The following is a 24,173-nucleotide window of genomic DNA, read 5'->3' on the forward strand; positions in this document are numbered from 1 at the left end:
TAAATAGGATGGAAAATAGGGTTGTGATTACCGGAATGGGAATTTATTCTTGCATCGGAACTTCTTTAGAGGAGGTGAAGGAATCCCTATATCAAGGAAAATCCGGTATTGTTCTTGAACAGGAAAGAAAAGACTTTGGATATAGATCAGGGTTAACGGGACAAGTTCCAAAGCCAGATCTGAAAGGCCTTCTCAACAGAAGACAACGTGTCAGCATGGGTGAAGAAAGCGAATATGCTTATATTGCTACGGTAGATGCTCTAAAGCAGGCTAAAATTGATGAAGACTTTCTCAATGATCATGAAGTCGGTATTTTATATGGAAATGACAGTGTTTCTCAGGCGGTAGTGGAAGCTATTGACATTGCAAGAGAAAAAAAAGATACAACGTTAATGGGATCAGGAGCGATTTTCAAATCGATGAATTCTACTGTTACCATGAATCTTTCAACAATCTTTAAACTGAAGGGGATTAATCTTACAATCAGTGCAGCTTGTGCAAGCGGATCACATTCTTTGGGATTGGCTTATTTGATGATTAAGAGTGGTTTACAAGAGGTGATTGTTTGTGGAGGAGCACAGGAAACCAATAAATATTCAATGGCAAGTTTTGATGGATTAGGTGTTTTCTCAATAAGAGAAGATGAGCCTGAAAAGGCATCAAGACCATTTGATTCAGGAAGAGATGGATTAATACCAAGTGGAGGTGCTGCAACTTTAATCGTTGAAAGTCTGGAGTCTGCACAAAGAAGAGGAGTTCCCATCTTGGGAGAAATCATTGGTTATGGCTTTTCTTCAAACGGAGGACATATTTCTACGCCTAACGTTGATGGTCCAGCTTTAGCAATGGACAGAGCTTTAAAACAATCCGGATTACATGCAAAAGATATCGATTACATTAATGCCCATGCTACTTCTACACCGATAGGAGATGCTAATGAGGCAAGAGCGATCTATGAGATCTTTGGTGAAAATGTTCCTGTGAGTTCTACGAAATCAATGACGGGACATGAATGTTGGATGGCAGGTGCTAGTGAAGTAATCTATTCGATACTGATGATGCAGAATGATTTTGTGGCTCCAAACATCAATCTTGAAAACCCGGATGAAGAAGCAAAAAGGATAAATTTGGTCTCTGAAACAAAAAATCAAAAAATTGACGTATTTTTGTCGAATTCTTTCGGTTTTGGGGGAACCAATTCCGCATTAATTGTTAAAAAATTTGATTAGAGAAACATGGAAAGAGAAAAAATTGTTGCTATCGTTAATGATTTTTTAGTGAATGAGTTTGAGGTAGATAGTGATGAGATAAACAAAGACGCTATTCTTAAAACAACATTAGGTTTAGACAGTTTAGACTATATCGATATGGTCGTTATTATTGAAGCTAATTTCGGTGTGAAATTAGGAGAAGCTGATTTTAAGCAAATGATCACTTTTAATGATTTCTACACAACGATTGAGAATAAAATTGCCAATAAAAATTCATAGTTATTGATTGAATTTTATTTTTTTTGAATTTCTTCGAAAAACTTTACAAATAAAGGATGAACAAATGGAAAGGTAAATCTAAGGGGACAATATTAGGATATAAAATATTTGTCTACTGTATTAGAAATATCGGCATCCGGAGTTCTTATTTTGTGCTTTATTTTGTAGCTGCGTATTACTTTCTATTTCTAAACAAAAGTAACCGCTATATCTTCTACTATTTCAACAAAAGATTAAACTATAATTTCTGGAAATCTAAAATTTCAGTATTCAAGAGTTATTTTATTTTTGGAAAAGTTTTAATCGACAAAACGGCCATTTCTGTTGGTTTACGGGATCGATTCACTTATGAATTTGATGGAATTGAAAATCTTAAAAACCTTTTAAACGAAAAAAAAGGTGGAGTCCTTATCAGTGCACACATCGGAAACTTTGAAATTGCTGAACATTTTTTTGCGGATATTGATTTTGACTGTCAGATCAATTTAGTGACGACAGATCAGGAGGTGACTATAATTAAGGAATATATGGATAGTATTGCTGTTAAAAAAAGCAATATCAAATTCATTTATGTTAAAGAAGATATGTCCCATATTTTCGATATCAATACAGCACTCTCTAATAACGAGTTGATCTGTTTTACAGGAGATCGATATTTTGAGGGATCCAAGTTTTTAGAAACAGAATTATTAGGGAAAAGTGCGAAATTTCCCGCAGGTCCGTTTCTTATTGCTTCCAGACTTGGTGTTCCTGTAGTGTATGTATATGTGATGAAAGAAAGGAATCTTCATTACCATCTCTATGCCCGTGTTGCACAAGTGAAAAAACGGGATGCTCAGGGATTATTAAACTCTTATGTACAGAATCTGGAGTCTATGCTTAAGAAATATCCACGTCAATGGTTCAATTATTTTGATTTTTGGGACGATATTCATTAATTTTCTATATTTTTAATTCCCAAAAACTAACTATAAACTCATACATTTAAGCTTATTTTAAAAATAATGCTTAATAAGTAAATATCTCCCTTGAAAAAAGAATATGACATACTTGTAATCGGCAGTGGATTAGGAGGTCTTGTTTCGGCTCTGATTTTAGCCAAAGAAGGCTTTAAAGTATGTGTATTGGAAAAAAATAATCAATATGGAGGTAATTTACAGACCTTTTCACGGGATAAGCTAATCTTTGATACTGGAGTTCACTATCTGGGAGGGCTTTCAAAAGGGGAGAATCTACATCAGTATTTTTCGTATCTGGAAATAATGAATGACCTGGAGATCCATAAGATGGATGAAGATGGTTTTGACAAAATTACTTTTAATGGTGATGAAACAGAATATCCGCATGCTCAGGGCTACGATAATTTTGTAAAACAACTGTCTCATTTTTTTCCGGACGAGAAGGAAAACCTGGAACGGTATTGCGAAGGAGTACAGTATGTATGCAGTCATTTTCCCAGATATAATGTTATTGGAAAAGATCATTATAATGAAGAAATTCTCCACCTGAATACCAGAAGATTTATTGAGTCCATCACTTCGAATAAAAAACTACAATCCGTATTATTAGGTTCTAATTTTCTTTATGGAGGAGATTCTGAAAATACCCCGTTTTATGTACATGCACTTACGGTTAATTCCTGTATTCAAAGTGCTTATAAATGTGTGAAAGGAGGAAGTCAGATTTCGAAACTGCTGATAAGAAAACTACGGGAATATGGTGCAGAAGTACATAAACATACTGAAGTTTCTGAAATGATCTTTGATGATAATGGAATTCTTGTTGCTGTAAATACGTCGGCAGGGAAAGAATATGCTGCCAAGAAATTTATTTCCAATATAGATATTCGCTCAACGCTTAAGTTAATCAATGAGAAGAGGTGGCGAAAATCTTTTCTGAACAGGGTTCTGAGTTGGGAACCTATTTCATCCTGTTTTAGTGTGTATCTTATTTTGAAACCTGGTAGTCTCCCTTATTTCAATAATAATGTTTATCACTATTCTTCCGAAGATCATGTTTGGGATGCCTATCGTTATGAGAAGCAAACTTGGCCGGAGAATTATATGCTTACTGCGACGGCTTCAAAGTACCATCCGGAATTTGCAGAAAGCTTAACTGCGATCTCTTATATGGATTTCGATGAGGTGAAAATCTGGCAAAAAACGACAAACACGGTTGCAGAAAAGCATGAAAGAGGATCAGAATATGAGGCGTTTAAGTTAGAAAAAGCCAATAAGATGATTGATGCTTTAGAAAAGAAAATTCCTGAGCTCAGGAAAATGATTACTTCGATCTATACTTCTTCTCCACTTTCTTATCGTGACTATATTGGAAGTTTCGAAGGGAATATGTACGGTTACGCTAAAAGTTCCGAAAACCCTTTAAAGACAATGGTTTCACCAAGAACTAAGATTGATAATCTTTTTTTGACTGGCCAGTCTGTTAATATGCATGGTATTCTGGGATGTACAATCGGTGCTTTCAGTACCTGTGCTGAGATTTTGGGGAAAGATCTCATTGATGAACGTTTGGAGCAAATGATAAAAGAAAATCATGAGGAAAAGTAACATCAAGTCAGTATATCCAATCATAAAAAAGGATCTTTTTTTAATAGCATTCTCTTTTTTCCTGATGCTTTTTCTTATTTCGTGTGGTATTAGAAAATCAATCCATCATATTCCAGAAGTAAAACAATATAAACTGGAAATCCCAAAAGTAGATAAGATCAATGATTCCACTTTTAGCTATAATCAAAATTATTTAACCAAGAATAAGCAGCAGCTCTGGGAATTGTATATTAAAGGTAATCCTCTTCAGCTGGGGTACAATAATGGTGCTCTTACTAAAGATCTCATGCAGAAACAAGAGGCTATTTTCTTTTCTAAAGTAGAAGGTTTTGTTCCATCTAAATTTAAGCAAAAACTATTGCGCGGCTTTTTGAAATGGTATAACAGGAAAATGTACCTTAATGTAAGAGAAGATTATCAGGCTGAGCTATATGGTTTATCTCAGTATTCTTCCGATCAGTATGACTTTATTGCTCCCAGATATCTGCGAAGTTTGTATCTGCACGGAGCGCATGATATTGGTCACGCAATGCAGGATCTGGCGATAGTGGGATGCAGCTCTCTGGCGGTTTGGAATGAAAATACAGAAGATGGAGATCTATTGATTGGGAGAAATTTTGATTTTTATGTAGGCGATGATTTTGCTAAAAATAAGCTGGTAGAATTTATAGAACCAGAAGATGGGATTCCTTATATGTCCGTAAGCTGGCCTGGAATGATCGGAGTTGTTTCCGGAATGAATAAAGAAGGCATTACTGTAACGATCAATGCCGGCAAATCCAAAATCCCATTAACGGCAAAGACTCCCATATCACTGGTAACCAGGGAAATTTTGCAGTATGCTAAGAATATTGATGAGGCAATTGCTATCGCAAAAAAGAGAAAAGTCTTTGTGTCTGAATCTATATTGGTAGGAAGTGCCAATGATAAGAATGCTGTGATTATAGAAGTGTCACCTCATAATTTTGGAGTATATAAAGTCCAGAATTCAAGCCGTGTTTTTTGCACTAATCATTTTCAATCGGACGCTTATAAAGATGATAAAAAGAATCAGAAACACATCCAGGAGAGTCATTCAGAATACCGATACGAAAAACTTCAGGAATTGCTTCAGGAAAATGGGAAATTAAATCCTGAGAAAATGGCTTCTCTTTTAAGAGACAGATCTGGGTTGAAGGGCGAGAAAATAGGATTTGGAAACGAAAAAGCAATTAATCAGCTGCTTGCCCACCATGCAGTAATATTTTCACCACAGAAAAAAAAGGTTTGGGTTTCTTCAAACCCTTATCAATTGGGCGAATTTGTTTGTTATGACCTTAACAATATTTTCTCTGAAGATAGGTTAAAGTCTGGTGAGTTCGCTAATTCTCAATTGAATATTGCTAAAGATCCGTTCATTGATTCACAGGAATACAAAGATTACGAAGAATACAAAAAATTGAATGCCCAAATAAAAGAGGCAATAGATGATAAAAAGAAAAGCCTTACGGAGGAATTTATCCAACACTATCAATCTTTAAATCCGGATTTATGGATTGTTTATTATGAGGCAGGGAAATACTATTTCAATAAAAAAGATTATTCTAAGGCAAAAACTGAATTCGAAAAAGCCTTAACAAAAGAAATTACTACTATACCTGATCAAAAGACCATCGAAAAATATCTGAAAAAGACGAACAAGCATCTAAACTAAATCTTACGCGGTTCTTCTTCCCTGGAAATTTAAAATCATTATTAAGAGTAGTAAGCATTGACGAAGGTTTATTGTTTTGTTTTTATTTTTGTTAATTTGATACTTTTGTGTTTTTTAAGGTTTAATTATTTATTTTATTGATTAATTATCTATGTTTTGATTGTTTTGTTTTATTGTTTTAATTGATTTTAACTTTTGAATGTAAAATATTTGGCTATATGTCGATTTATTATTTATATTCGTTTTGTTAAAACTGTTAAATGAATGAAGAATATTTATTTTTTATCCCTTTTATGTGTGTTTGTCATATTTTCCTGTAAGAATGATGATAGAATAGAAGGAGTAGCTGTAGAAACCCCTCGTGTTAATTTTGATATTAATGCCGTTCCATATGCTAAATTATCTACTTATGCTTTTTTTACCGGAGAATTGAAAAATTTATCTCCCACGAAAAAAGTCATCCCCTACGAACCTGCCAGCTCTCTTTTTACTGACTATGCTTTAAAAAAGAGATTTATCTGGATGCCGGAAGGGGTGAAAGCCACTTTCGATGCTGATAATAAAACATTGAATTTTCCTGTAGGAACAGTTTTAATAAAGAGCTTTTACTACACTACTGTACAGCCAAATAATACAACCAAAATACTTGAAACCCGGTTAATGATACGAAAATCAAGCGGGTGGATATTTGCGGAGTATCTATGGAATGATGACCAAACAGAGGCGAATCTGGTGACTGGCAGTGACTTTACCAGTGGCAGTTCTAAAAATCTGACCTTTAAAAAAGAGAATAATGATGTGATGACGATAGATTACAGAATACCATCAGAATCAGAATGCTATGCTTGTCACAAACTGGATAATAAGCCAATCCCTATCGGAGTGAAACCTCAAAACCTGAATACGACTTATAACTATGGAGGAGGTGTTAAAAACCAATTACAAAAATTATTAGATGAAGGATATCTGGTGAGCTATCCAGCCAATATTGTTTCTACGGTTAACTATAAAGATACCAGTAAACCTCTGGAGATTCGCATACGATCTTATTTGGATATCAACTGTGGACATTGCCATCAGCAGAATGCACGTTGCGATTATCGTGCAATCCGATTGAATTTTAGCCAGACAACGAACTTAACGAACATGGGTGTTTGTGTAGTGGCAGATGAACCAATAGATGCGTCAATACAAAGGATCATAGCACCGGGAAATCATAATAAATCGGTCATGAACTTTAGGCTTAGTTCTGTAGATGAAAGTAAAAGAATGCCTTTGTTAGGACGAACAATAGTGCATGACGAAGGGGTAGAACTTTTGAGACAGTGGATCAATTCCCTGAATCAAAACTGCCCATAAAATATAATAACCAAACTGAAAAATATGAGAAAAATTTTATCCCTTTTTGTTCTATTATTGAATATAACATGGGGAATGGCTCAATTGACATGTGCTTCTGCAATAGATATTACAGCAGGAACATATACAGCACCCGCAGTTACAGGAATAGCCCCTACTGCAGTTTGTGGCTTGGGAACTCTTGGAACAAAGGGATTATGGTATAAATATACAGCGACGCAAAACAAGAGCATTACTGTTTCCAGTGTTATTGCAGGACAAAACGTAGATACCCGATTGATCGTATTTAAAGGAAGCTGTGGCTCTCTGACCTGTGTAGCAGCAAATGATGACTTTTCAAGTAATTCTTCACAGGTAACATTTGCTGCAACGGCTGGAACTGTGTATTATATTGTATTTGATAACAAATGGTCTAGCTTAGGTTTTAATTTTACGCTATCTGAAGCTCCTCCTATTATAAGCAGACTGTCATTTACTTCTCAACCGGTGAGTGCGGCTGGAATTTACAATAATTGTGTGGTAGATATGAATGGCGATTACCTGGATGACATTGTATCTGTTATCAATAGTACCCAAATGATTATATCTTATCAGCAACCGGGGGGAACATTTAATAATGTTTCTTATACCATTCCCAGTACTATTGTACAGCCTACCTGGAGTATTGCAGCAGGGGATTATGACAATAACGGTTTTAATGATCTGATCTACGGTTCAGGAAGCGGGATCGCTTTTGTAAAAGCAAATGCTGATGGAACAGGTTACACTTCTGACAGAAAACCTCAGTCATTTCTAACACAGCGGACCAATTTTATCGATATCAATAAAGATGGGAAGCTGGATGCTTTTGTCTGCGACGATAATGCTCCCAACAGATTTTATATCAATGACGGAACCAATATGAACCATTATCAGGGAGGATTGGGAGACTTTCCTTCAGGAGGTAATTATGGTTCTATTTGGATCGATTATGATAATGATGGAGATATGGATCTTTATATTGCAAAATGCAGTGGCGGAGGTTCAGGCCCTGGAGGAAACATCGATGAGTTGTTGAGGAATAACGGAAACGGAACATTCACCAATGTAGCGGTTGCCGCAAATATGGCGAATCCGACTCAAACCTGGTCTTCTGCATGGGGAGATTTTAATAATGATGGCTGGATGGATGCGGTGATAGGAATAAATTCGACGGCAAACGGATTGAGCAAAGTCATGAAAAATAATGGGGATGGCACGTTTACAGATGTATCAATCGGATCAGGATATGAGACTATAAACAGTTTAAGCAGAGAATATGTAGCTTATGATTTTGACAATGACGGGTTTCTCGATATACTGGGTGCTGGGAATACCATTATGTTTGGAGATGGAACATTTAAATTCTCCCCTAATCTTAACCCCTATACTTTGGATCATGACAACAGACCTATTGGAGATTTGAATAATGATGGCTTTTTAGATATCCAAAATGGGACTATGATACTGTTGAATGATGGAAACACCAATAAGTGGTTAAAAGTGACCCTAAAAGGAACCGAAAGTAATAGAAATGGAATCGGAGCTAGGGTTGAGATCTACGGAGCCTGGGGAAAACAGATTCGTGATGTACAAAGTGGTGTAGGATTCCAGAATATGAATACATTAAACGTTCATTTTGGAATTGGTCAGGCTACTGCTATTACAAAAGTTGTTGTAAAATGGCCTTCAGGTCTGGTAGACGTAATATATAATGTAACTCCGAATACAACAGTGAACGTTGTGGAAGGAACACATTTAGATGTTAAAGAAGTTCAGGATTCCAAAGAGCTATTGACAGTGTATCCAAATCCAAGTGATGATATGATATTCTTTAAATCTGGCAATGATTTTATCCCTGTAGAAGCGAAAATATATGAGTTAACGGGCAGGATAGCTTTACAAGCCAAAGTTGAAAGAAGCTCTGTCTCAATTAAACAATTAAACTCAGGTGTCTATATCCTTGTGGTAATGGATAAGAATAGTAAAACATATTCTCAGAAAATAACCAAAAAATAAAATTCCACACATAATAAGCTGCTGCAGGATCGAAAGGTCTTGCAGTTTTTGTTTATATTGCCGGATCAAATAATGTAAAAAATTATTGAAGAAAACATGATTTCAAAGAAAATAAAAATAGTATTCAGTATTCCATTCGTTATTATTCTGTTATATACAGGCTATTTACTGAATATTTATGATTCAATTCCCCAGATTATTCCCATTCATGGATATGGAAAAAATACAGATGGATTTGGGAGTAAAATATTTTTATTTTTTCCGATTGTTCTTAATTTAATTCTATTGATGTTCATCTGGTGGATCATCAAAAGTCCTGATAAGATCAATCTGTCATTTGAAGTTAAGGAGGAGGATAAAGCCAGTACTTATGCTACCGTACAAATGGTGTTGGCTGTTCTTTCTATTTTTATCACCATTATTCTTACCATTCTTTTATTTTATGGAGTTGTATTTAAGTAATTCTTAGATACTTTTGTTTGCCGAAATAACGAGAGAGGTGAAATCTTCCTTACTCAGGACTCACTTTATTCAGAAAAAGATAGACTCCAATTCCAGAAATAGCAGATGTTGATGTTGCCAGGATCAAACTGCCTATAATGTATTGAAGAAGGTTATTTTTAACCAGTTCAAAATTCAATTCCTGATTTATAATATTGCTTTCTCCATGCACAAAAGGTGCACCTATAAACAATGATGCGGCAATAATGAATGGGATGAATGGGGGCAAGCTTATATTAGAGGCAACAAAAGCCAGGACCTTATTCAATTTGAAAAGAACAGAAAGTGAAATGACAAGCAGAGTTTGGAAACCCCAAAAAGGAGAGAGCCCTATAAAAACACCCAAAGCAACAGAAAATGCTTTGATACGATTAGTTCCGGCACTTTCAAGAACATCTTCTTTTATGAATCTTTTAAAACTTTTCTTTCTGAAATTATTGATGAAATTCCGAGGAATAATATATAATAAAGTGATCGTAACAAGAATCGTATTTAAAATGCTGATTCTTGTAAAATCTTTAAATGGTCTGAAATGAGAAACCCTTTCAGCAGGATCATACAGTACTTTTATAGGAACATTTTTTACAGGAATATGTTTCCATGCAGATCTTACAATGATTTCGATTTCAAATTCGAACTTGGGGGTAAAATATTTTTTAGGAATTCTAAGAAGAGGGTATAAGCGATAACCAGATTGGGTATCTTCTAATTTAATACCCGTTTCAAACCAAAACCAGAAATTGGAAAAACGGTTTCCGAAACTACTTTTCTTCGGGATTCCATCCTGAGACATATTTCGGTTACCGATTAATAGAACATCTTCCTTTTCCTGAAGCAGGGCGTCAACAAAAACAGGAATATCATTGGGGTAGTGCTGACCATCAGAATCAATGGTTATAGCATAATGATATCCAAGTTCTTTTGCTTTTCGAAACCCGATTTTTAGCCCATTTCCTTTTCCTTTGTTTTCAGGCAAAGTGATAATCGATATCTGAGGATAGCTATTGAGTATCTGAGTAGTAGAATCCGTAGAACCATCATTTACAACAACAATGTTTTGGGTGTATTCCAGGACACCATCAATAACCCTGTTAAGAGTTTTTTCATTATTGTATGTAGGAATTAAAACACATATTTTCTTTTCAGAAATTGCATTTTGTACTTCAGGAAGGGTCATTGTTTTATTTTAACGAAGCTTTTTCTGTAGCGGTAAAGGTTTTCGACTGTGCTGCAAACTTCTGAATGTAACTTTTTAAAGCTGAATTCTGTTTGCTGTAGTTACTCAAAATAAATGCTTTATCATCTTTTAAACTGGAGTGATACCCTACAATTTTAGGAATGTTTTCCTGAACGCTCAATCGGATCAGCCTTAATTCAATATTATTAGGGTTACTTTTTATAACATTTTCAAGGCTTGTTGCTCCTGTTTTTACAAATGATTTTCTTTTTCCTTTTTCTGTAGTTACCTTCGCTTCCATAATCTGTGCAGCAGCCTTGTAACCTGAAGTAATAGGATCAGAAGCAGATTGTTTTTCCGCAACGTTGATGAACGTTTGTGTGTTGGCATTAGATTGATTAGCTTTTGCATAGCTATTTCTTAATGCTTCCAAATCAGAGGACTGGAAGAAAAAGAGAAAAGCTGTTATCAGTGATAAGATCAATTTCATGAGGTTTGTCTTTTATAGTGTACTGACATTTTTAAAGCAATTGTCTCGCCAAATAAAGTAGTATTCTTTACTTTTACCTCTTCTTCACTTTCACTGATATCCAATTGTACGGTAAGGTCAGGCGTTTCAAATGGATTGATAATCGCCATAAACTTTACATTGGAAGCGGTTTTTAAAAATAATTTTGAACCCGTGAATTCTTCAGTTAGTTCTTTTACAATCTGCATCATGCATACGCCTGGTGTAACAGGATTTCCAGGAAAATGGCCTCTGAAAATTTCGTGATCCTTATTTAACTTAATATGGGCAACGAAACTTCCGTTTTCTCCTTTATCATGGGATTGTAAATTATAAAAGTCTGTAAGAATGGTTTGCATCTGTTACTCGGTTTCTGTTATTTGAAATAGCTTTATATTAATCTTAAAATCTTTGTGTTGTAGATCTATACTATCGGCGAAGATATGTTTTTTTGCTTCAAAACTAAAATTGATTTTTTCCCTGTTATTTTTAGTGTAGATAAGTTGCTCCAGTAATCCATTTTCCTTATTGAAAAACAGATAATACTTTTTATTGTCGTCCTGAGAAACGTAGATCTTTGATTGATTATTTTCAAATCTTTCATTTACAGGATACTCATGCTTTAAAAGTTGTTGAAAGTCATTTTTCAAAAAGTTTTTCACAATCTTCTTATCAAGATCTGGAATGATGTAATTGATTTTGAAATCTTTATCAGAAATTTCGAAATCTATGAGCTTATTTCCGAAATCGGATGTTAGCGCGACACGATGTGTCGTTTCATTGATCTTCTTTATGATCAGGATTCCACTGATATGGTTCTTGTAAATATCGATCTGGCACTTATACACATAATCCTCTTTAGAAGAAAAATATTGATTCGCGACCATTTTCTCAGAGCCAGAACCCGTTTTTACATCTGTAAGATGGTATGTCTTGCAGGATAGAAGGGATAAGAGAAGAGCACTATAAAGAAAACTCTGAAGCAGAAATCGGCGCATTGATTTTAGTGTTTTTGAAAACAATATTTGTGGTGTCTCCGGATGCTTCTAACATATTAACCTGTGCAACAGTCGATTCGCTTTTAGGAAAGTACAACTCGATCTGCTTGATGTATTTTAATAATTGAGCAGATTTTGGAGTAAACTTAGCGATATTGTAAGTGGCATTTTTAAAGTAGGTCACTGTAAACTCAGGATCATTGAACATTTTCCCATTCGAGCTTCCAACAATTAATTTATTGATCTTTTCGAAAGTTTTACTTTTGGCATCCACTGAAGACTTTTTCCCCTGATCATTAATAAAGATTTTATTTTCTTTAAAAACAATACTGTACTGATAAGGTTTTGTATATTTCCAGCTAAGCATATTTGGAGATTTTAAAGACATCTTACCGTAAGTAACAATGTTCTTGTCCAGAAAATCCATTTTTTTTGTTTGGGTAAAATCACTCTGCAATGTTTTGATCTGCTGAGTTTCCGAAGATACTTTGGTTACAAATGCTTTTGCCTCAGTTCCTGTCATTGCTGTATTTTGTGCAAAAAAGAAACCTGAAACTAATAAAAATGCTCCGAAAGCAATATTTTTAATCATTTTTTATCTGATTTTATAATTGAATCAATAGTAAAAGTAGAATATTTTTTATTCCCCAAAAATAGCAATAAATCTACCAAAACACGATAGGTCTTTTCTGAAGTGTCATGAAGAAGGATAATGCCACCAGGTTTAATTTTTCCTGTAATCCTTTTATAGATCTTCTTTTCATCTTCAATCACCGTATCTAATGATCGGATATTCCAGCCGATACTTTTTTTTCCTATCCTTTTAATAGCTTTTGCAATTGATGGATTGGTGACACCAAAAGGAGGTCTGTATAAATGGGTTGTTGTATTTCCAATCGCTGCAATACTCTCATCACATTGTTTGATTTCTTCTGCCATTTTTTTTGTAGATAAAAATCCTGTTGAATTGGAATGGGTATAGGTGTGGTTTCCTATAGTATGACCCTCTGAAATAATTCTTTGAAATGTTTCAGGGTATTTTTCAATCTGTTTTCCAATACAGAAAAATGTAGCCTTGATCTGATGTTGTTGGAGCAGGTCTAAAAACTTTGGAGTGAATTCAGTAGGACCATCATCAAAAGTGAGAGCCACTTCTTTCAATTTTGTTCTTTTATGGGTAATGCTATTGACAAAGTACCCTAATTCGATATCAAAAGATGCCCAGACTACAATTGCTGAGAACAGCAAAAAACAAAACAAATATACCCAAAAAGTCCCATGGAATGCATAAATAAATACATTACAGAAAAGATAAAATAAAATAAATGAGTAGTGTTTCATCTTTATGGTTTTGAATTTTTGGTTTAAAGTTTTCTCAATCTACAGGCTGAAGGGGTCTGTGAACGTAGTTCATAAACGAAATGAAGAATCCAGACACTGCAAACAGAGATTTCTCCTACGTCGAAATGACAAACAGGCAATAAATTTACAATTTACTAATGTAACAATTTTACAAATCAGCAATTTTGCGATTTCGCCCTAATTAGATTCTTTCTAACAAAACCAAACTGTGATCACTTCCCAGCAAATGATTATACAAAAGAATATATCGAATACTGTCTTTTGCTATTGAATTGATCATTATCACCTTTGGAATCTCTTGATTTTTGAGGATCTGACAAGCTATAAAAGTTGAGAAACCACTTGCTGTGTTATACTCGCCACTCAAATGTTTGTAATGTAATAAAGAAGAATTTGGAAATAGATCCATTGCTTTTGTATAATAGACATCAGATTCTGAATCACCACTGAAACCTAAAATTAGAGCATCAACATCATCATTGTTAAGATTATTTTTAGCCAGAAAATCTTCGGTGAAATTTTGTACTTCGTCCGATTCTAACTTGTTAGTGATGTGTATATCTTTAAGTTGGGCATAAGAATTTTCTGTTGGTTTTTTGCCAACAACGAAAAAACTTGAACCTTCACCCCACATCACGCCTTTTGTTTTTGAATCTAGAAAATCAACGGGAAAATCCTCAGACTTCTTAATGATGTTATGAAGTTGATAAAGTTCCATTGTTCTGTCAGTCTGTTCATCTGTGGAACCTACGAGAATATTTTCTGCTTCTTCATCCTGAATCTGAAGTTTGGCGTCTAGTAGAGAAAACTCCAGAGATGATGAGGTATTCACATAAGTGAAATTGTAAGCATGACATTGTAAGGCTAGAGCGATTTGCCCTGCCACTGTATTATGGGTAGATTGAATAAAATAAGTCGGTGTTAAAAACTCCTCCTGATTATCAATCACATTTTTTAAGAATTTTTCGGAGTCCTGGGAACAACCCATTCCTGTACCAACAATGATGGCATCAGGGTTTTCAATACCCGCTTCTTTTAATGCATATTGGGAAGCTACAGAGCTCATCTTTACAGTCTTAGACATTCTTCTGCTCATTGCAGGAGGAATGAATTCTTTGTAATTAGGTTCGATCGCTTTTACAATCGGAATGGAATTCTCCGGTTTCAGATTTTCAAAAAAGTTTTCCTGTAAAGTATCTTGAACAGATATACAGGAAGCACCATTAATGTAAACTATACTCATGATTTTGAGAAAATTAAAGTTGAACAATTTCCTCCAAATCCAAATGAATTAGAAAGTACATGATTGATATTTTTCTCTTTAAGTTCAGTAACCGGAACAAGATCAAACTCTTCCATCTGAGTTTTAAAATTTAAATTCGGAAACATAACATTATGTTGAATCGCTAAAATTGAATACACCGCTTCAATTCCTGCTGCTGCTGCCAGTGTATGTCCCGTAAAAGCTTTTGTGGAGCTGAATTCAGGAACATTTCCTTCTCCAAAGATTCGCACCATAGCAATTCCTTCAGATAGGTCATTGTTAGGGGTTGCGGTGCCGTGAACATTAATGTAATCAATTTCCTCTTTTTGAAGTCCGGAAACTTTTAATGCTTGCTGCATCGCTAAGAAAGCTCCCTGTCCGTTTTCTGAAGATGCTGTTTGATGATGTGCATCATTGGCATTTCCATACCCTGAAAGATAAGCTAGTACTTTTTTATTCTCTTTTTTTACAACCTCTTGAGATTCCAGCACCAAAAAAGCGGCTGCCTCACCCAGGTTCAATCCTTTTCTGTTTTGATCGAATGGAGTATTGTAAGAATCAGTAAGAATCATTAGGGTATTAAATCCATTCAGTGTAAACTTGGAAAGTGAATCTGTTCCACCTACAATTACACGATCTAAAACTCCGTTTTTAATAAGTTTAGCACCCATCATGATGGCATTGGCTGCAGATGAGCACGCTGTACTGATTGTGGAAACCATTCCCTTTAATCCTAAAAAATCGGCAATGGCTAATGAGGAGTTTCCAGCATCGTGAGCGTCAATATATTTTTGCTTTTCAGGAAAATCTTCGTAGTTGTAGAAATATTTTTCAGTAATATCCATTCCTCCAACACTTGTGGAAGAAATCAAGCCTGTTTTATAGGTATTGATATCTGAAATCCCAGCACTTTCTACAGCTTCTTTTGCGGCAATCATTCCTAATAAAGAGGTTCTTGTAACATTATTGTCTTCGCTCAATTGAAGTTGTTGTACAAGTTCTTCATTAGACTGTTTTATTTCACCTGTTTTTATTGTTCCGGCGTGACGGGTTTCAAATAATTGGATATCAGAGATCCCGTGTTTCCCGGACTGTAATGAAATAAAATTTTCCTCCACATTGTTACCAATTGAAGAAATAATGCCCATTCCTGTTATGGCAATTTTATGACCCATTAATTATTTTGTTCTGTTTTCTTCGATGAACTTTGCCATCGTGTCAATAGATTGAAAAATTTCCTTTCCTTTTTTAGGATCGGCTAATTTTATTCCATAGTCTTTGTCGAGAAGAACAATCAGCTCTAAAGCATCAATAGAATCTAATCCTAAGCCACCTCCAAATAATGGATCTGTATCTTTGATTTCGTCTACAGAAATGTCTTCAAGGTTAAGAACTTCTATGATTTTGTGTTTTAATTCTGATTTTAAGTTTTCCATAAATATTAATTATTATAATGTATCAGTTTATCAATTTCAAAATAAAAATTATGTTTTCATTGTTAGACTGCTACATTGATATATTGTTACATTTTTATAAGGTTAGCAAATATACAAAAGCTTTATAACTTTCCTGATATAGTTCTACCCAGCCGCATAATACCTTTTCAGCTTTTCCTGACTGTAAAATTTGCTGCGCATAGTCATTTAAAAAATTTTCATCAAATTCATCCAAAACGAAAAAAGCATTCTCGGTTTGCATTTGATGCCTGATGCTTATTTCACCCACACAAATGTTTGGTAAAGTATAGACAAAAACTGCAGGACTTGGAAAATAGGCATCTTCTGAATTGATACTTTCCTGGTATTTAAAATCGGTATCTAAACTGGATGATTTATTGGCAAAAACCAATGCCGTTCTATTGTTGTCCTGATTCTTCAAAAGCATTTCGGCGGATAAGAAAGCCAATTTGCTTAATGAATCCATCTTATGAAATTTCGGATAATTGAGGTCAAGGCTTTTGTAAGCTTCTTTTGCAAATTCCTGAAATGTAGTATTCTGACTTTCGAAAATGATACCTTCGTGGACAGTAATTGTTGAATTCTCTATTATGCAGATATTTGTTTTCTTCATCTTTTCCTTGTTTAACATTTTTCTAAAACAATAGCTGCATTACATCCTCCAAAACCCGACGCAGTTTTCAGAATGTATTTTATTTCTGCGGATTGATTTTCTTTAATAATATGTAAAGGCTGAGAAACTCCTGACTCTTTAAAGTTTTTTGAAGGAATCAGGGTTTTATGTAGTGCACTTTCCATAGAAATGATGCTTTCCAATAATCCAGATGCTCCAAGGCAATGTCCATAGTAACCCTTCATACTATTAAGAGGAACGTTCTGTAATTGCATTCTGTTGAAAGCAACAGCTTCCATTTCATCGTTGTATATAGTTGCTGTTCCGTGTGCAGAGATAAAATCGATTTCAGATGCATTCACTTTAGCTTCCGTCATTGCATTCCTGATACTGGCATACAACCCATCTCCCGTTCTTGAAGGCCCTGAAATATGATTAGCATCATTGATTGCGGAGTCTCCTAAAATTTTAAACCTAAATTTTTCGTTTTCGGCAGGTTCACCCGTCACATAAGCTGCAGCTGTTGCTTCCCCAATATTAATTCCGTTACGGTTTTTATCATAGGGTTGGCAAGGCTCTGTTCCTATGGCCTGGAAGGAATTAAATCCGGAGATCACAAACTCGGTGATCTCATCTCCGGCAATCACAAAGGCATCTTTATATTTTCCAGCCTGGATTAGGTTTTTAGCGACAGCAAGAGCCATCACTCCTGAAACACAAGCATTGGAAACTACAATCGGTTTAGTTGTAAAACCAAAAAAGGCAGCAATTTTTTGAGCTAATGCAGAAAGGAAAACACCTTTCGGTAAAGTCGATTGATTGTTTAGCAAACTGATGTTTCCTTTTGTAGTAGATAAGATAAATGCCGTTTGATCTGTAATGTTATGTTGCTCAACCAATGGCTTTAAACTTAGCAAAAACATTTTTTCTAATCTTGTGAAATCCTGGTCAGAAAAGTTGTTCGTAAACTCTGTATCCAGCTTTTCCGTTTCAATCACTGAAGCATAAAATGCCTCCTGATTCTCTATAATTTTATGTAATGCTACTCCTGATTGGTTTTGCACTAAAGCATTCCAGTTATCAGCGACACTCATCCCAAGAGGAGTGATACAGTTATAGTCGGTAATATAAATCTCCTTCATCATGAAAGTTCCATTTTATCCTTCCATTGCTGAAAGAAGTCCGGGTTGTATAAACATAGGTTCCCATTGTTATCTAAAAATACCTGAGTGGTTTTTCCGCTGCATACCAGTTTATTTTCCTGATTGAATAGCTCATATTTGAAGATCAGTTTTGCGGCTACTGAATTGACGAATGTCGTTTCAATTCTAAAAACCTCTCCATATTTTAAAGGTAGAAAATGTTCACAGGTACTTTTTACAATAGGAGTGAGATAACCTGCCTTCTGGATATCCAGATAAGATAACCCATGTTCTCTTCCAAAAGCTTCTCTTCCATCTTCAAAATAGACAATATAATGCCCATGCCAGACAATTCCTAAAGGATCTGTTTCATTAAATCGTACTCTGACTTCTTCAGAACATTGAATTATTTTTTCTTTAGACTGCATTTTGTTTTCCTCCGATATTTTTATTGTTTCAGGAAATTCCTAAGAATATTGTTCCACATTTTAATTAAACACTATGAAGTTTCCTTTCGTAAAAAATAGAAATGGTTACCATTGCAAGATAAAATAAAAATAATAAAACCAGTTCTTTGGCTATTCCTGCAATCCCGCTGTTTCTAAGAATAATATCATAGTAAGCATTTAAACCCCAGTTCATCGGTGAGAATTTTGCGATATGCTGCATAAATTCAGGCATTAAAAATACCGGAACCCATATTCCTCCAATAGCTGCCAATACGACAACAGAAGTCGCACCAAAAGGAGCGGACTGTTCCTGAGTGTCTGCTAAGGTTCCTAATAATACTCCAAATCCAATGGCTGCCAATCCGGCAAAAATAGTAACGATAATGAGATGGAACATTTTTCCGGTAACATCAAACTGTGGTAAATCCATATAAGGGAAAAGATAGATTCCCACTGCCACCATCAATAAAAACTGGATGATACAGATAATAAGATAAGTACATGTTTTTCCTAAAATATGAATATAATAAGGAGTAGGACTTACCCTTACCCTTACACTTGTTCCCTGGCTTTTTTCTTTAACCAGATTGATGGAAAGAGGAACTACAATGAAAAATATAGCAAAAAGTGCCCATGCCGGAACATTATGCTGAACCGAATTAGGCATAATTTCTACGGCGCCTTTTTTAGGAGTGATTTCTTTAAAACTGATCAGGTTTTTATTTTCTTCAAGATTATCAGTCGTTCCCAGTTGATCCTGAAAGGCTTTATAAATCTTTTTATTTTCAATTTCAAATACCATTTTATTAACGGAATTCATGACTGAGTTTTTGAATCCTACATTGGTAGCAGGGTCAAAGTATAAATGAATTTCCTTAGTTTTTGAAACTGGTTTTTTAGCAACAGCAGAGTCTGTTTCTATTCCAAATGATTTGACAATAGTCTGTACTTTGGAATCGATATTTGAGTTTAGGTCTTTTGTCAGATTTTCAGGAATGACAATCGCCATCTGGTAATCGCCGGAGAAAACAGCATCTTGAGCCGATTTTTCGTTGAAATTGGTCAGTAATTGGAAAGTTTTACTGTTTTCCAGTTCCTTTTTAATATTTTTTGAAACTTCAGATTTATCTTTATCAATGAAAATGACGGGAATCTTTGAACCTTCGAGATTCTTAAATGTAGAATCCTGGATTAAAGTAATCGTGATAATAAGCAGTAATGGCATTACGAAAATAATAACGATTCCACCAATATCTCTCTTTAATAAAAGGATCTCCTTAATAAAGCTTCTCCACAATTTATACAACAACATCTCTTAATTCTTTTCCGGTTAATGAAATGAAAACGTCTTCCAGATTTTCAGCATTGGATATCTGTGCAACGAGTTCTTCGGGAGTTCCTACGGCATGGATTCTTCCTCTGTCTATAATGGCAATTTTTGTACAAAATTCTTCTGCTTCAGAAAGGTGGTGGGAGGTGTAAATAATACAAGTCCCATTTTTATTAAGCTCCTGAAGAAAATCGATGATTACTTTTTTAGATTGAACGTCTACCCCTACTGTTGGCTCATCAAGAAACAGGACTTTAGGATTATGAAGTGTTCCAGCGATCAGGTTGCAACGACGTTTCATTCCTCCTGAAAACTGGTCTACTTTTTTATCTGCAAATTTTGAGAGCCCCATTCTTTCGAGCGACTCATCGATGCTTTTATGAAGTGTCTTATGCTTTAAACCATACAAACTTCCAAAGAATAACAGATTTTCTTTAGCTGTAAGCGTAGGATAAAGAGCATATTCCTGAGGAACGATGCCGATAATCTGTTTGATTTTAGATCGGTCTTTTTGAGGGGATAGTCCATTGATTTTGAATTGGCCCGAAGTAGGTTTTATCAATCCGGAAAGCATAGAAATCAAAGTGGTTTTTCCGGCACCATTAGGTCCCAAAATTCCATAGATTTCATTCTTTTCAATATTCAACGAGATATCATTTACAGAAAACTCTTCTGAATGTTTGTATTTTTTATACAGGTTTTTGATTTCAATAATATTCGCTTCCATGTTTAGATTGCTTTTCTAAGTTTTTTATAGAAAGCCTCTTCTAAATCTGCGATATGAAGCATGGATTTTGAAAGCTCTTGATAGATATTACTTTTAGAATTTCTGTTTTTATAAACGCGGGCAATATCCACAGCGAAATCCCGCCATAAATCTCCGATTGCAGTAATTTCTTTTGACAGTTCCCTTAGTTGATCATTCTTCAGGATTTCTGCTGCTTCCTGAAGAAATGCACCATAAATAAACCTGAAGCCTCCTCCTCCGGTTCCTATTTCTTCCTGCATTCTTATTAATTGTCCCAGATAATGGTTGGTAACCTTTGTTCCTTTTTTTTCAGCCCATTTTGGGATACTTTTCGCTACCCATCTCATGGCTTTTACTCCAATAAGAGGAACGGGAGCGAGCATATTTTTGCAGGTATCTTTAATTCCTTTTTTGATGGCTTCTTCTACATTAATGTTTTCAGGAATATAAGTGGGGTAATACATATGACCTTTAGGAGGCAAGGCTCCTTTTGCATATCTTACTTTTTCCAATTCTGCCTCTGAAAGTGATGTGACATAATCCATTACAGGATCACTGATCAAAAATCGTCCATCTTCCTTTCCATATACGACAAGGTTGTGCGCATTGAAATGGAATTTATATTCTTCAGGAAAATAAGTAAGGTTAAAAACTCCAACCTGAAGTCCGGTAGGGATATTATTCTCTAAATTTTTTTCTAATGCCAATTGAGCATCTTTGGGATTTGAGAATTTCTCTCTCTTAATTTTAATACCCAGTCTTTTTGCTGCCTTACTGAAAATGGCTCCTGGCATCGGGCGATAGCTAAAGCCTGGAGCAAAGTTTACTTTTAGAAAAGGCAGATATACAAAAAATAATCCTGAACCTATTCCAAAAATCATAGGTTCACTTAGCTTTATACCTTTGTATAGTAATAAATTAGAGGCAACACCATTTTCGCAATGAGCGGTCTGGTGGTGTTCAAAATTCAATTTCATCCTTATATTTTTTTCTATTCCCTGATCAGATACAATGAGCATAGTTTATATGCTGCATTTTATTACTTCCCATTGAAATTTTTTAATTCCGTCACTGTGATCCCAAATGCATCAGCATATTTTTTCAGCACAGTGTCACTTAGCGTTTTAAATATTTTTGGTTTGGTGTGTCTTTTTACACGCCATTGCCATAATCCAACATAGGCAGAAAGTACACCCAAATCCATTTTATTCAGTTCCATGAAATAAATAATAGGACTTGCAGTTTGATCAGCAACATTTTGTCTGGCTTCTGCTATTCTTTCGTTGATGAGATCCATAGATTCCTCCAGAGCTAATTTTTTAGCTTCCCAGCCAATACTGTTTGCTGTGGTATAATTATCATTCTCATCAGTAACATAAACCACTTCGGTCATGTTTGCTGATTTCAGATTACTTTCATCCTGTGGGAGATCCTGTTTTTTCATCGTCTATTTTGTTATGGTAGTTTTTGAATAAACAAATTGATTTCGGCTCTTATTAATAATTCGTCATTATTAAAGGTCTCACAGAAAATATTACAGATATTATCATATTTCGAAATAAGAGATGCTTTTGAAATAATTGTATCACCTACTTTCGGTAATGAGAATACATCGATTTTTTTAATATTGGTAATGAAACCAATCACCTTTGTTTCGATATCCGGGCCTTCAAAAAAACTTTGTCCCACAATGGATGAGCAGGTTTGAGCTGAATTTTCAATCAACCCCGCCTCTACAAGTTCATTATGAGAAACAAAAATATTCTCTGGTTTTATATGAAAGGAAGTAATAACATTTTGTTCCGTCAATTCCAAAATATAATCTACCATCAACATAGGTTCACGATGAGGTAAAAAATTATGGATATTGATGATATTATGGCCTTCCTTAATTTTCATTAGAATTATTTTACAACAGTTTTCATTTGAGAATTTGCTATGATCGTGCCATTCAATCTGGTAATACAATTAACTAAAGTCACTCCCATCACTTCATTAAGGATGGAGACTTCTGTTTTCAGGGAATCTCCGGTTTTTGGTAAAGCTTCCGCGTCAAAGGATTTAATAGCTCCGATATAGCCAGTTGGAGCTTCTTTGCCTAAGAGGTAATATTTATACCCCGTATGCAAAGCCACACTTTGAGCCTGATGTTCGATTAATCCAGAGGCTTGAAAAATTCCATCCTGAATGAAAATATTGTCTTCCTTTATATTAAAGCCTGAAATCAGATGATTTTCAGAGTATTCAGACAATTCATTTACCATCACAAAAGGGAATCTTTGCGGAATAAGACTTTCCACAAAATTTTTATCAGATGTTGGCAGATTGTTTTCCATTAGCAAACTGTTAATAATGCACAAGAATAGGCAAATCTTCCGCTTTCTGGTACACAAAGAAGTACTTTTTCTCCTTTTTTCAATTTTCCTGAATTCATCAGTTCTTCCAACGCAATAAAAATAGAACCTGCACCAATATTTCCAACTTCAGAAAGGTTGTAATACCATTTTTCCCAAGGGAAATCCATTCCTTTTTTAGCAAATTCTTCTTTAAGTCCATCTTTAAAATAGCCTGAGGAAATATGTGCCAAAACATGATCAATTTTTTCAGGATCCAGCTGGTGCTTATCGAAAGAAGCTCTTAAACTTTCAGCCCCTTTTACTAATATATATTGATCTAAAAGTTTGGTGTCTTGCTTTAATGCAAAAAGAGATTGTTTCAACCATTCATCAGAAGAATAATCTGCCCAGGATTTTAAGCTTCCATCTTCCTGTTTTTCACAACCGGAGTACATACACGCCTCGATCTCATGAGCGTAAGAGTAGAAATCAATGAATTCCACTTTTAAAGAAATACTGTTTTCTCTTGGTTTGTTTTCCAATAATAAAGCACCGGCACCATCAGAAAGCATCCATCTTAAAAACTCTCTTTTGAAAGCAATAATGGGTCTTTCTTCCAATAATTTTAAATTTTCCGCTTCATGATTGAACTTATCTGCTGTCATCCATGCAGAAAATCTTTCAGATCCTACACAAACGGCATTGTCACGTACTCCTGCTTTTACAGAAAGGAATCCATAGTTGAATGCATTCATTCCTGAATTACAAAGTCCTGTCGAAGTATTGATTTCTATAGATTTTCCAACTTTCAGTTCTCCATGAACCATAGAAGCATGTGAAGGCTGAATCTGATCCGCCGAAGTCGTTCCGCATGATAATAACTGAATATCCTCTTTTGTGAAATTCTCATCGAATAGGCCTTCTACTGCCTTCGCTGTAATCTGAGCATTGGTATGGGTAGGTTGGCTGTTTTTATCTAAGGCGTAGTATCTCGTTTTAATCTGATTGTTTCTTAAGATTAGAGCTCTTGCTTTAGAAGGAGTGTCATTGACCAAGCCAAGATAACTTTCCATCTCATCATTAGAAACCGGCTCATTAGGTAAGTATGTTGAAGCTTTGGTTATAAATACGTCGTTCATCTC

27 protein-coding genes are annotated in these 24,173 nt (G+C 35.0%); 8 read left to right on the plus strand and 19 right to left on the minus strand.

Annotated features, from left to right (window positions below; genetic code table 11):
* Nucleotides 1-8 precede the first annotated feature (8 nt).
* The 8 genes from JHL15_RS04765 to JHL15_RS04800 all read left to right on the plus strand — a co-directional run bounded on the left by JHL15_RS04765 (nucleotide 9) and on the right by JHL15_RS04800 (nucleotide 9,608).
* Nucleotides 9-1,229, plus strand: coding sequence for a beta-ketoacyl-[acyl-carrier-protein] synthase family protein (locus JHL15_RS04765; RefSeq protein WP_200243596.1), 1,221 nt, complete (start codon nucleotides 9-11; stop codon nucleotides 1,227-1,229).
* A gap of 6 nt (nucleotides 1,230-1,235) precedes the next feature.
* On the plus strand, nucleotides 1,236-1,490 hold the full coding sequence (locus tag JHL15_RS04770; protein WP_200243599.1) for a phosphopantetheine-binding protein: 255 nt from the start codon (nucleotides 1,236-1,238) through the stop codon (nucleotides 1,488-1,490).
* Nucleotides 1,491-1,546: 56 nt separating this feature from the next.
* Complete coding sequence (locus JHL15_RS04775; RefSeq protein WP_200243601.1) at nucleotides 1,547-2,428, plus strand: LpxL/LpxP family acyltransferase; 882 nt, start codon at nucleotides 1,547-1,549, stop codon at nucleotides 2,426-2,428.
* 90 nt (nucleotides 2,429-2,518) lie between these two features.
* Entirely contained in the window at nucleotides 2,519-4,057 is a 1,539-nt protein-coding gene (locus tag JHL15_RS04780) for a phytoene desaturase family protein (protein ID WP_200243603.1), read from the plus strand.
* Complete coding sequence (locus JHL15_RS04785) at nucleotides 4,044-5,750, plus strand: C45 family autoproteolytic acyltransferase/hydolase (protein ID WP_200243604.1); 1,707 nt, start codon at nucleotides 4,044-4,046, stop codon at nucleotides 5,748-5,750. The genes JHL15_RS04780 and JHL15_RS04785 overlap by 14 nt, the downstream gene beginning before the upstream one ends.
* Before the next feature lie 264 nt (nucleotides 5,751-6,014).
* Entirely contained in the window at nucleotides 6,015-7,109 is a 1,095-nt protein-coding gene (locus tag JHL15_RS04790) for a hypothetical protein (protein ID WP_200243605.1), read from the plus strand.
* A 24-nt stretch (nucleotides 7,110-7,133) separates the two neighbouring features.
* Nucleotides 7,134-9,146: an FG-GAP-like repeat-containing protein gene (locus tag JHL15_RS04795; protein WP_200243606.1), complete on the plus strand. Its 2,013-nt coding sequence runs from the start codon at nucleotides 7,134-7,136 to the stop codon at nucleotides 9,144-9,146.
* A 96-nt stretch (nucleotides 9,147-9,242) separates the two neighbouring features.
* Entirely contained in the window at nucleotides 9,243-9,608 is a 366-nt protein-coding gene (locus JHL15_RS04800) for an SdpI family protein (protein WP_200243608.1), read from the plus strand.
* A gap of 49 nt (nucleotides 9,609-9,657) precedes the next feature.
* Here JHL15_RS04800 and JHL15_RS04805 read toward each other — a convergent pair whose 3' ends face one another.
* From JHL15_RS04805 to JHL15_RS04895, 19 genes are all read right to left on the minus strand, one after another.
* A complete protein-coding gene (locus JHL15_RS04805; RefSeq protein WP_200243610.1) occupies nucleotides 9,658-10,824 on the minus strand; it encodes a DUF2062 domain-containing protein in 1,167 nt (388 codons plus the stop codon).
* Between the two features lie 4 nt (nucleotides 10,825-10,828).
* A complete protein-coding gene (locus JHL15_RS04810) occupies nucleotides 10,829-11,314 on the minus strand; it encodes a hypothetical protein (RefSeq protein WP_200243611.1) in 486 nt (161 codons plus the stop codon).
* Nucleotides 11,311-11,691 carry a 3-hydroxyacyl-ACP dehydratase gene (locus tag JHL15_RS04815; RefSeq protein WP_200243612.1) on the minus strand — a complete coding sequence of 127 codons (381 nt, stop codon included), beginning with the start codon at nucleotides 11,689-11,691 and terminating at the stop codon, nucleotides 11,311-11,313. Before JHL15_RS04815 ends, JHL15_RS04810 begins: the two co-directional genes overlap by 4 nt.
* A gap of 3 nt (nucleotides 11,692-11,694) precedes the next feature.
* Nucleotides 11,695-12,330: a hypothetical protein gene (locus tag JHL15_RS04820; protein WP_200243614.1), complete on the minus strand. Its 636-nt coding sequence runs from the start codon at nucleotides 12,328-12,330 to the stop codon at nucleotides 11,695-11,697.
* Complete coding sequence (locus JHL15_RS04825; protein WP_200243616.1) at nucleotides 12,296-12,922, minus strand: LolA family protein; 627 nt, start codon at nucleotides 12,920-12,922, stop codon at nucleotides 12,296-12,298. Before JHL15_RS04825 ends, JHL15_RS04820 begins: the two co-directional genes overlap by 35 nt.
* Nucleotides 12,919-13,671, minus strand: coding sequence for a polysaccharide deacetylase family protein (locus tag JHL15_RS04830; RefSeq protein WP_200243617.1), 753 nt, complete (start codon nucleotides 13,669-13,671; stop codon nucleotides 12,919-12,921). The genes JHL15_RS04825 and JHL15_RS04830 overlap by 4 nt, the downstream gene beginning before the upstream one ends.
* Nucleotides 13,672-13,873: 202 nt before the next feature.
* Nucleotides 13,874-14,935 carry a beta-ketoacyl synthase N-terminal-like domain-containing protein gene (locus JHL15_RS04835; RefSeq protein ID WP_200243618.1) on the minus strand — a complete coding sequence of 354 codons (1,062 nt, stop codon included), beginning with the start codon at nucleotides 14,933-14,935 and terminating at the stop codon, nucleotides 13,874-13,876.
* Nucleotides 14,932-16,131 (minus strand): beta-ketoacyl-[acyl-carrier-protein] synthase family protein, encoded by a 1,200-nt coding sequence (locus JHL15_RS04840; protein ID WP_200243620.1) that lies wholly within the window; start codon nucleotides 16,129-16,131, stop codon nucleotides 14,932-14,934. The genes JHL15_RS04835 and JHL15_RS04840 overlap by 4 nt, the downstream gene beginning before the upstream one ends.
* Before the next feature lie 3 nt (nucleotides 16,132-16,134).
* Nucleotides 16,135-16,392, minus strand: a complete 258-nt coding sequence (locus JHL15_RS04845) for a phosphopantetheine-binding protein (protein ID WP_200243621.1) — start codon at nucleotides 16,390-16,392, stop codon at nucleotides 16,135-16,137.
* A 94-nt stretch (nucleotides 16,393-16,486) separates the two neighbouring features.
* Nucleotides 16,487-17,026, minus strand: coding sequence for a 3-oxoacyl-ACP synthase (locus JHL15_RS04850; RefSeq protein ID WP_200243622.1), 540 nt, complete (start codon nucleotides 17,024-17,026; stop codon nucleotides 16,487-16,489).
* Nucleotides 17,027-17,037: 11 nt separating this feature from the next.
* Nucleotides 17,038-18,171 (minus strand): beta-ketoacyl synthase N-terminal-like domain-containing protein, encoded by a 1,134-nt coding sequence (locus tag JHL15_RS04855; protein WP_200243623.1) that lies wholly within the window; start codon nucleotides 18,169-18,171, stop codon nucleotides 17,038-17,040.
* A complete protein-coding gene (locus JHL15_RS04860) occupies nucleotides 18,168-18,596 on the minus strand; it encodes an acyl-CoA thioesterase (RefSeq protein ID WP_200243624.1) in 429 nt (142 codons plus the stop codon). The genes JHL15_RS04855 and JHL15_RS04860 overlap by 4 nt, the downstream gene beginning before the upstream one ends.
* 64 nt (nucleotides 18,597-18,660) lie before the next feature.
* Entirely contained in the window at nucleotides 18,661-19,929 is a 1,269-nt protein-coding gene (locus tag JHL15_RS04865) for an ABC transporter permease (protein ID WP_200243625.1), read from the minus strand.
* Nucleotides 19,916-20,674: an ABC transporter ATP-binding protein gene (locus tag JHL15_RS04870; protein ID WP_200243627.1), complete on the minus strand. Its 759-nt coding sequence runs from the start codon at nucleotides 20,672-20,674 to the stop codon at nucleotides 19,916-19,918. Before JHL15_RS04870 ends, JHL15_RS04865 begins: the two co-directional genes overlap by 14 nt.
* Before the next feature lie 2 nt (nucleotides 20,675-20,676).
* Nucleotides 20,677-21,672, minus strand: a complete 996-nt coding sequence (locus tag JHL15_RS04875) for a BtrH N-terminal domain-containing protein (RefSeq protein WP_200243628.1) — start codon at nucleotides 21,670-21,672, stop codon at nucleotides 20,677-20,679.
* A gap of 62 nt (nucleotides 21,673-21,734) precedes the next feature.
* The gene (locus JHL15_RS04880; RefSeq protein ID WP_200243630.1) at nucleotides 21,735-22,139 is read right to left on the minus strand and encodes a hypothetical protein; all 405 of its coding nucleotides are present in this window, start codon (nucleotides 22,137-22,139) and stop codon (nucleotides 21,735-21,737) included.
* Nucleotides 22,140-22,150: 11 nt separating this feature from the next.
* On the minus strand, nucleotides 22,151-22,594 hold the full coding sequence (locus JHL15_RS04885) for an ABC transporter permease (protein WP_200243633.1): 444 nt from the start codon (nucleotides 22,592-22,594) through the stop codon (nucleotides 22,151-22,153).
* 5 nt (nucleotides 22,595-22,599) lie between these two features.
* A complete protein-coding gene (locus JHL15_RS04890) occupies nucleotides 22,600-23,031 on the minus strand; it encodes a hypothetical protein (protein WP_200243635.1) in 432 nt (143 codons plus the stop codon).
* Entirely contained in the window at nucleotides 23,031-24,170 is a 1,140-nt protein-coding gene (locus tag JHL15_RS04895; RefSeq protein ID WP_200243637.1) for a beta-ketoacyl-ACP synthase III, read from the minus strand. Before JHL15_RS04895 ends, JHL15_RS04890 begins: the two co-directional genes overlap by 1 nt.
* Nucleotides 24,171-24,173: the final 3 nt, after the last annotated feature.

Origin of the sequence: Chryseobacterium paridis, assembly GCF_016595215.1 — a bacterium.
Lineage (GTDB): Bacteria > Bacteroidota > Bacteroidia > Flavobacteriales > Weeksellaceae > Chryseobacterium > Chryseobacterium paridis.

Coding starts and splice junctions, on each gene's coding strand:
- JHL15_RS04855 (WP_200243623.1), bottom strand. CDS start 18,171: ATGATGAAGGAGATTTATATTACCGACTATAACTGTATCACTCCTCTT.
- JHL15_RS04770 (WP_200243599.1), top strand. CDS start 1,236: ATGGAAAGAGAAAAAATTGTTGCTATCGTTAATGATTTTTTAGTGAAT.
- JHL15_RS04830 (WP_200243617.1), bottom strand. CDS start 13,671: ATGAAACACTACTCATTTATTTTATTTTATCTTTTCTGTAATGTATTT.
- JHL15_RS04825 (WP_200243616.1), bottom strand. CDS start 12,922: ATGATTAAAAATATTGCTTTCGGAGCATTTTTATTAGTTTCAGGTTTC.
- JHL15_RS04895 (WP_200243637.1), bottom strand. CDS start 24,170: ATGAACGACGTATTTATAACCAAAGCTTCAACATACTTACCTAATGAG.
- JHL15_RS04805 (WP_200243610.1), bottom strand. CDS start 10,824: ATGACCCTTCCTGAAGTACAAAATGCAATTTCTGAAAAGAAAATATGT.
- JHL15_RS04875 (WP_200243628.1), bottom strand. CDS start 21,672: ATGAAATTGAATTTTGAACACCACCAGACCGCTCATTGCGAAAATGGT.
- JHL15_RS04865 (WP_200243625.1), bottom strand. CDS start 19,929: ATGTTGTTGTATAAATTGTGGAGAAGCTTTATTAAGGAGATCCTTTTA.
- JHL15_RS04795 (WP_200243606.1), top strand. CDS start 7,134: ATGAGAAAAATTTTATCCCTTTTTGTTCTATTATTGAATATAACATGG.
- JHL15_RS04765 (WP_200243596.1), top strand. CDS start 9: ATGGAAAATAGGGTTGTGATTACCGGAATGGGAATTTATTCTTGCATC.
- JHL15_RS04800 (WP_200243608.1), top strand. CDS start 9,243: ATGATTTCAAAGAAAATAAAAATAGTATTCAGTATTCCATTCGTTATT.
- JHL15_RS04880 (WP_200243630.1), bottom strand. CDS start 22,139: ATGAAAAAACAGGATCTCCCACAGGATGAAAGTAATCTGAAATCAGCA.
- JHL15_RS04850 (WP_200243622.1), bottom strand. CDS start 17,026: ATGAAGAAAACAAATATCTGCATAATAGAGAATTCAACAATTACTGTC.
- JHL15_RS04890 (WP_200243635.1), bottom strand. CDS start 23,031: ATGGAAAACAATCTGCCAACATCTGATAAAAATTTTGTGGAAAGTCTT.
- JHL15_RS04785 (WP_200243604.1), top strand. CDS start 4,044: ATGAGGAAAAGTAACATCAAGTCAGTATATCCAATCATAAAAAAGGAT.
- JHL15_RS04845 (WP_200243621.1), bottom strand. CDS start 16,392: ATGGAAAACTTAAAATCAGAATTAAAACACAAAATCATAGAAGTTCTT.
- JHL15_RS04840 (WP_200243620.1), bottom strand. CDS start 16,131: ATGGGTCATAAAATTGCCATAACAGGAATGGGCATTATTTCTTCAATT.
- JHL15_RS04815 (WP_200243612.1), bottom strand. CDS start 11,691: ATGCAAACCATTCTTACAGACTTTTATAATTTACAATCCCATGATAAA.
- JHL15_RS04885 (WP_200243633.1), bottom strand. CDS start 22,594: ATGAAAATTAAGGAAGGCCATAATATCATCAATATCCATAATTTTTTA.
- JHL15_RS04820 (WP_200243614.1), bottom strand. CDS start 12,330: ATGCGCCGATTTCTGCTTCAGAGTTTTCTTTATAGTGCTCTTCTCTTA.
- JHL15_RS04835 (WP_200243618.1), bottom strand. CDS start 14,935: ATGAGTATAGTTTACATTAATGGTGCTTCCTGTATATCTGTTCAAGAT.
- JHL15_RS04810 (WP_200243611.1), bottom strand. CDS start 11,314: ATGAAATTGATCTTATCACTGATAACAGCTTTTCTCTTTTTCTTCCAG.
- JHL15_RS04870 (WP_200243627.1), bottom strand. CDS start 20,674: ATGGAAGCGAATATTATTGAAATCAAAAACCTGTATAAAAAATACAAA.
- JHL15_RS04790 (WP_200243605.1), top strand. CDS start 6,015: ATGAAGAATATTTATTTTTTATCCCTTTTATGTGTGTTTGTCATATTT.
- JHL15_RS04860 (WP_200243624.1), bottom strand. CDS start 18,596: ATGCAGTCTAAAGAAAAAATAATTCAATGTTCTGAAGAAGTCAGAGTA.
- JHL15_RS04775 (WP_200243601.1), top strand. CDS start 1,547: ATGAACAAATGGAAAGGTAAATCTAAGGGGACAATATTAGGATATAAA.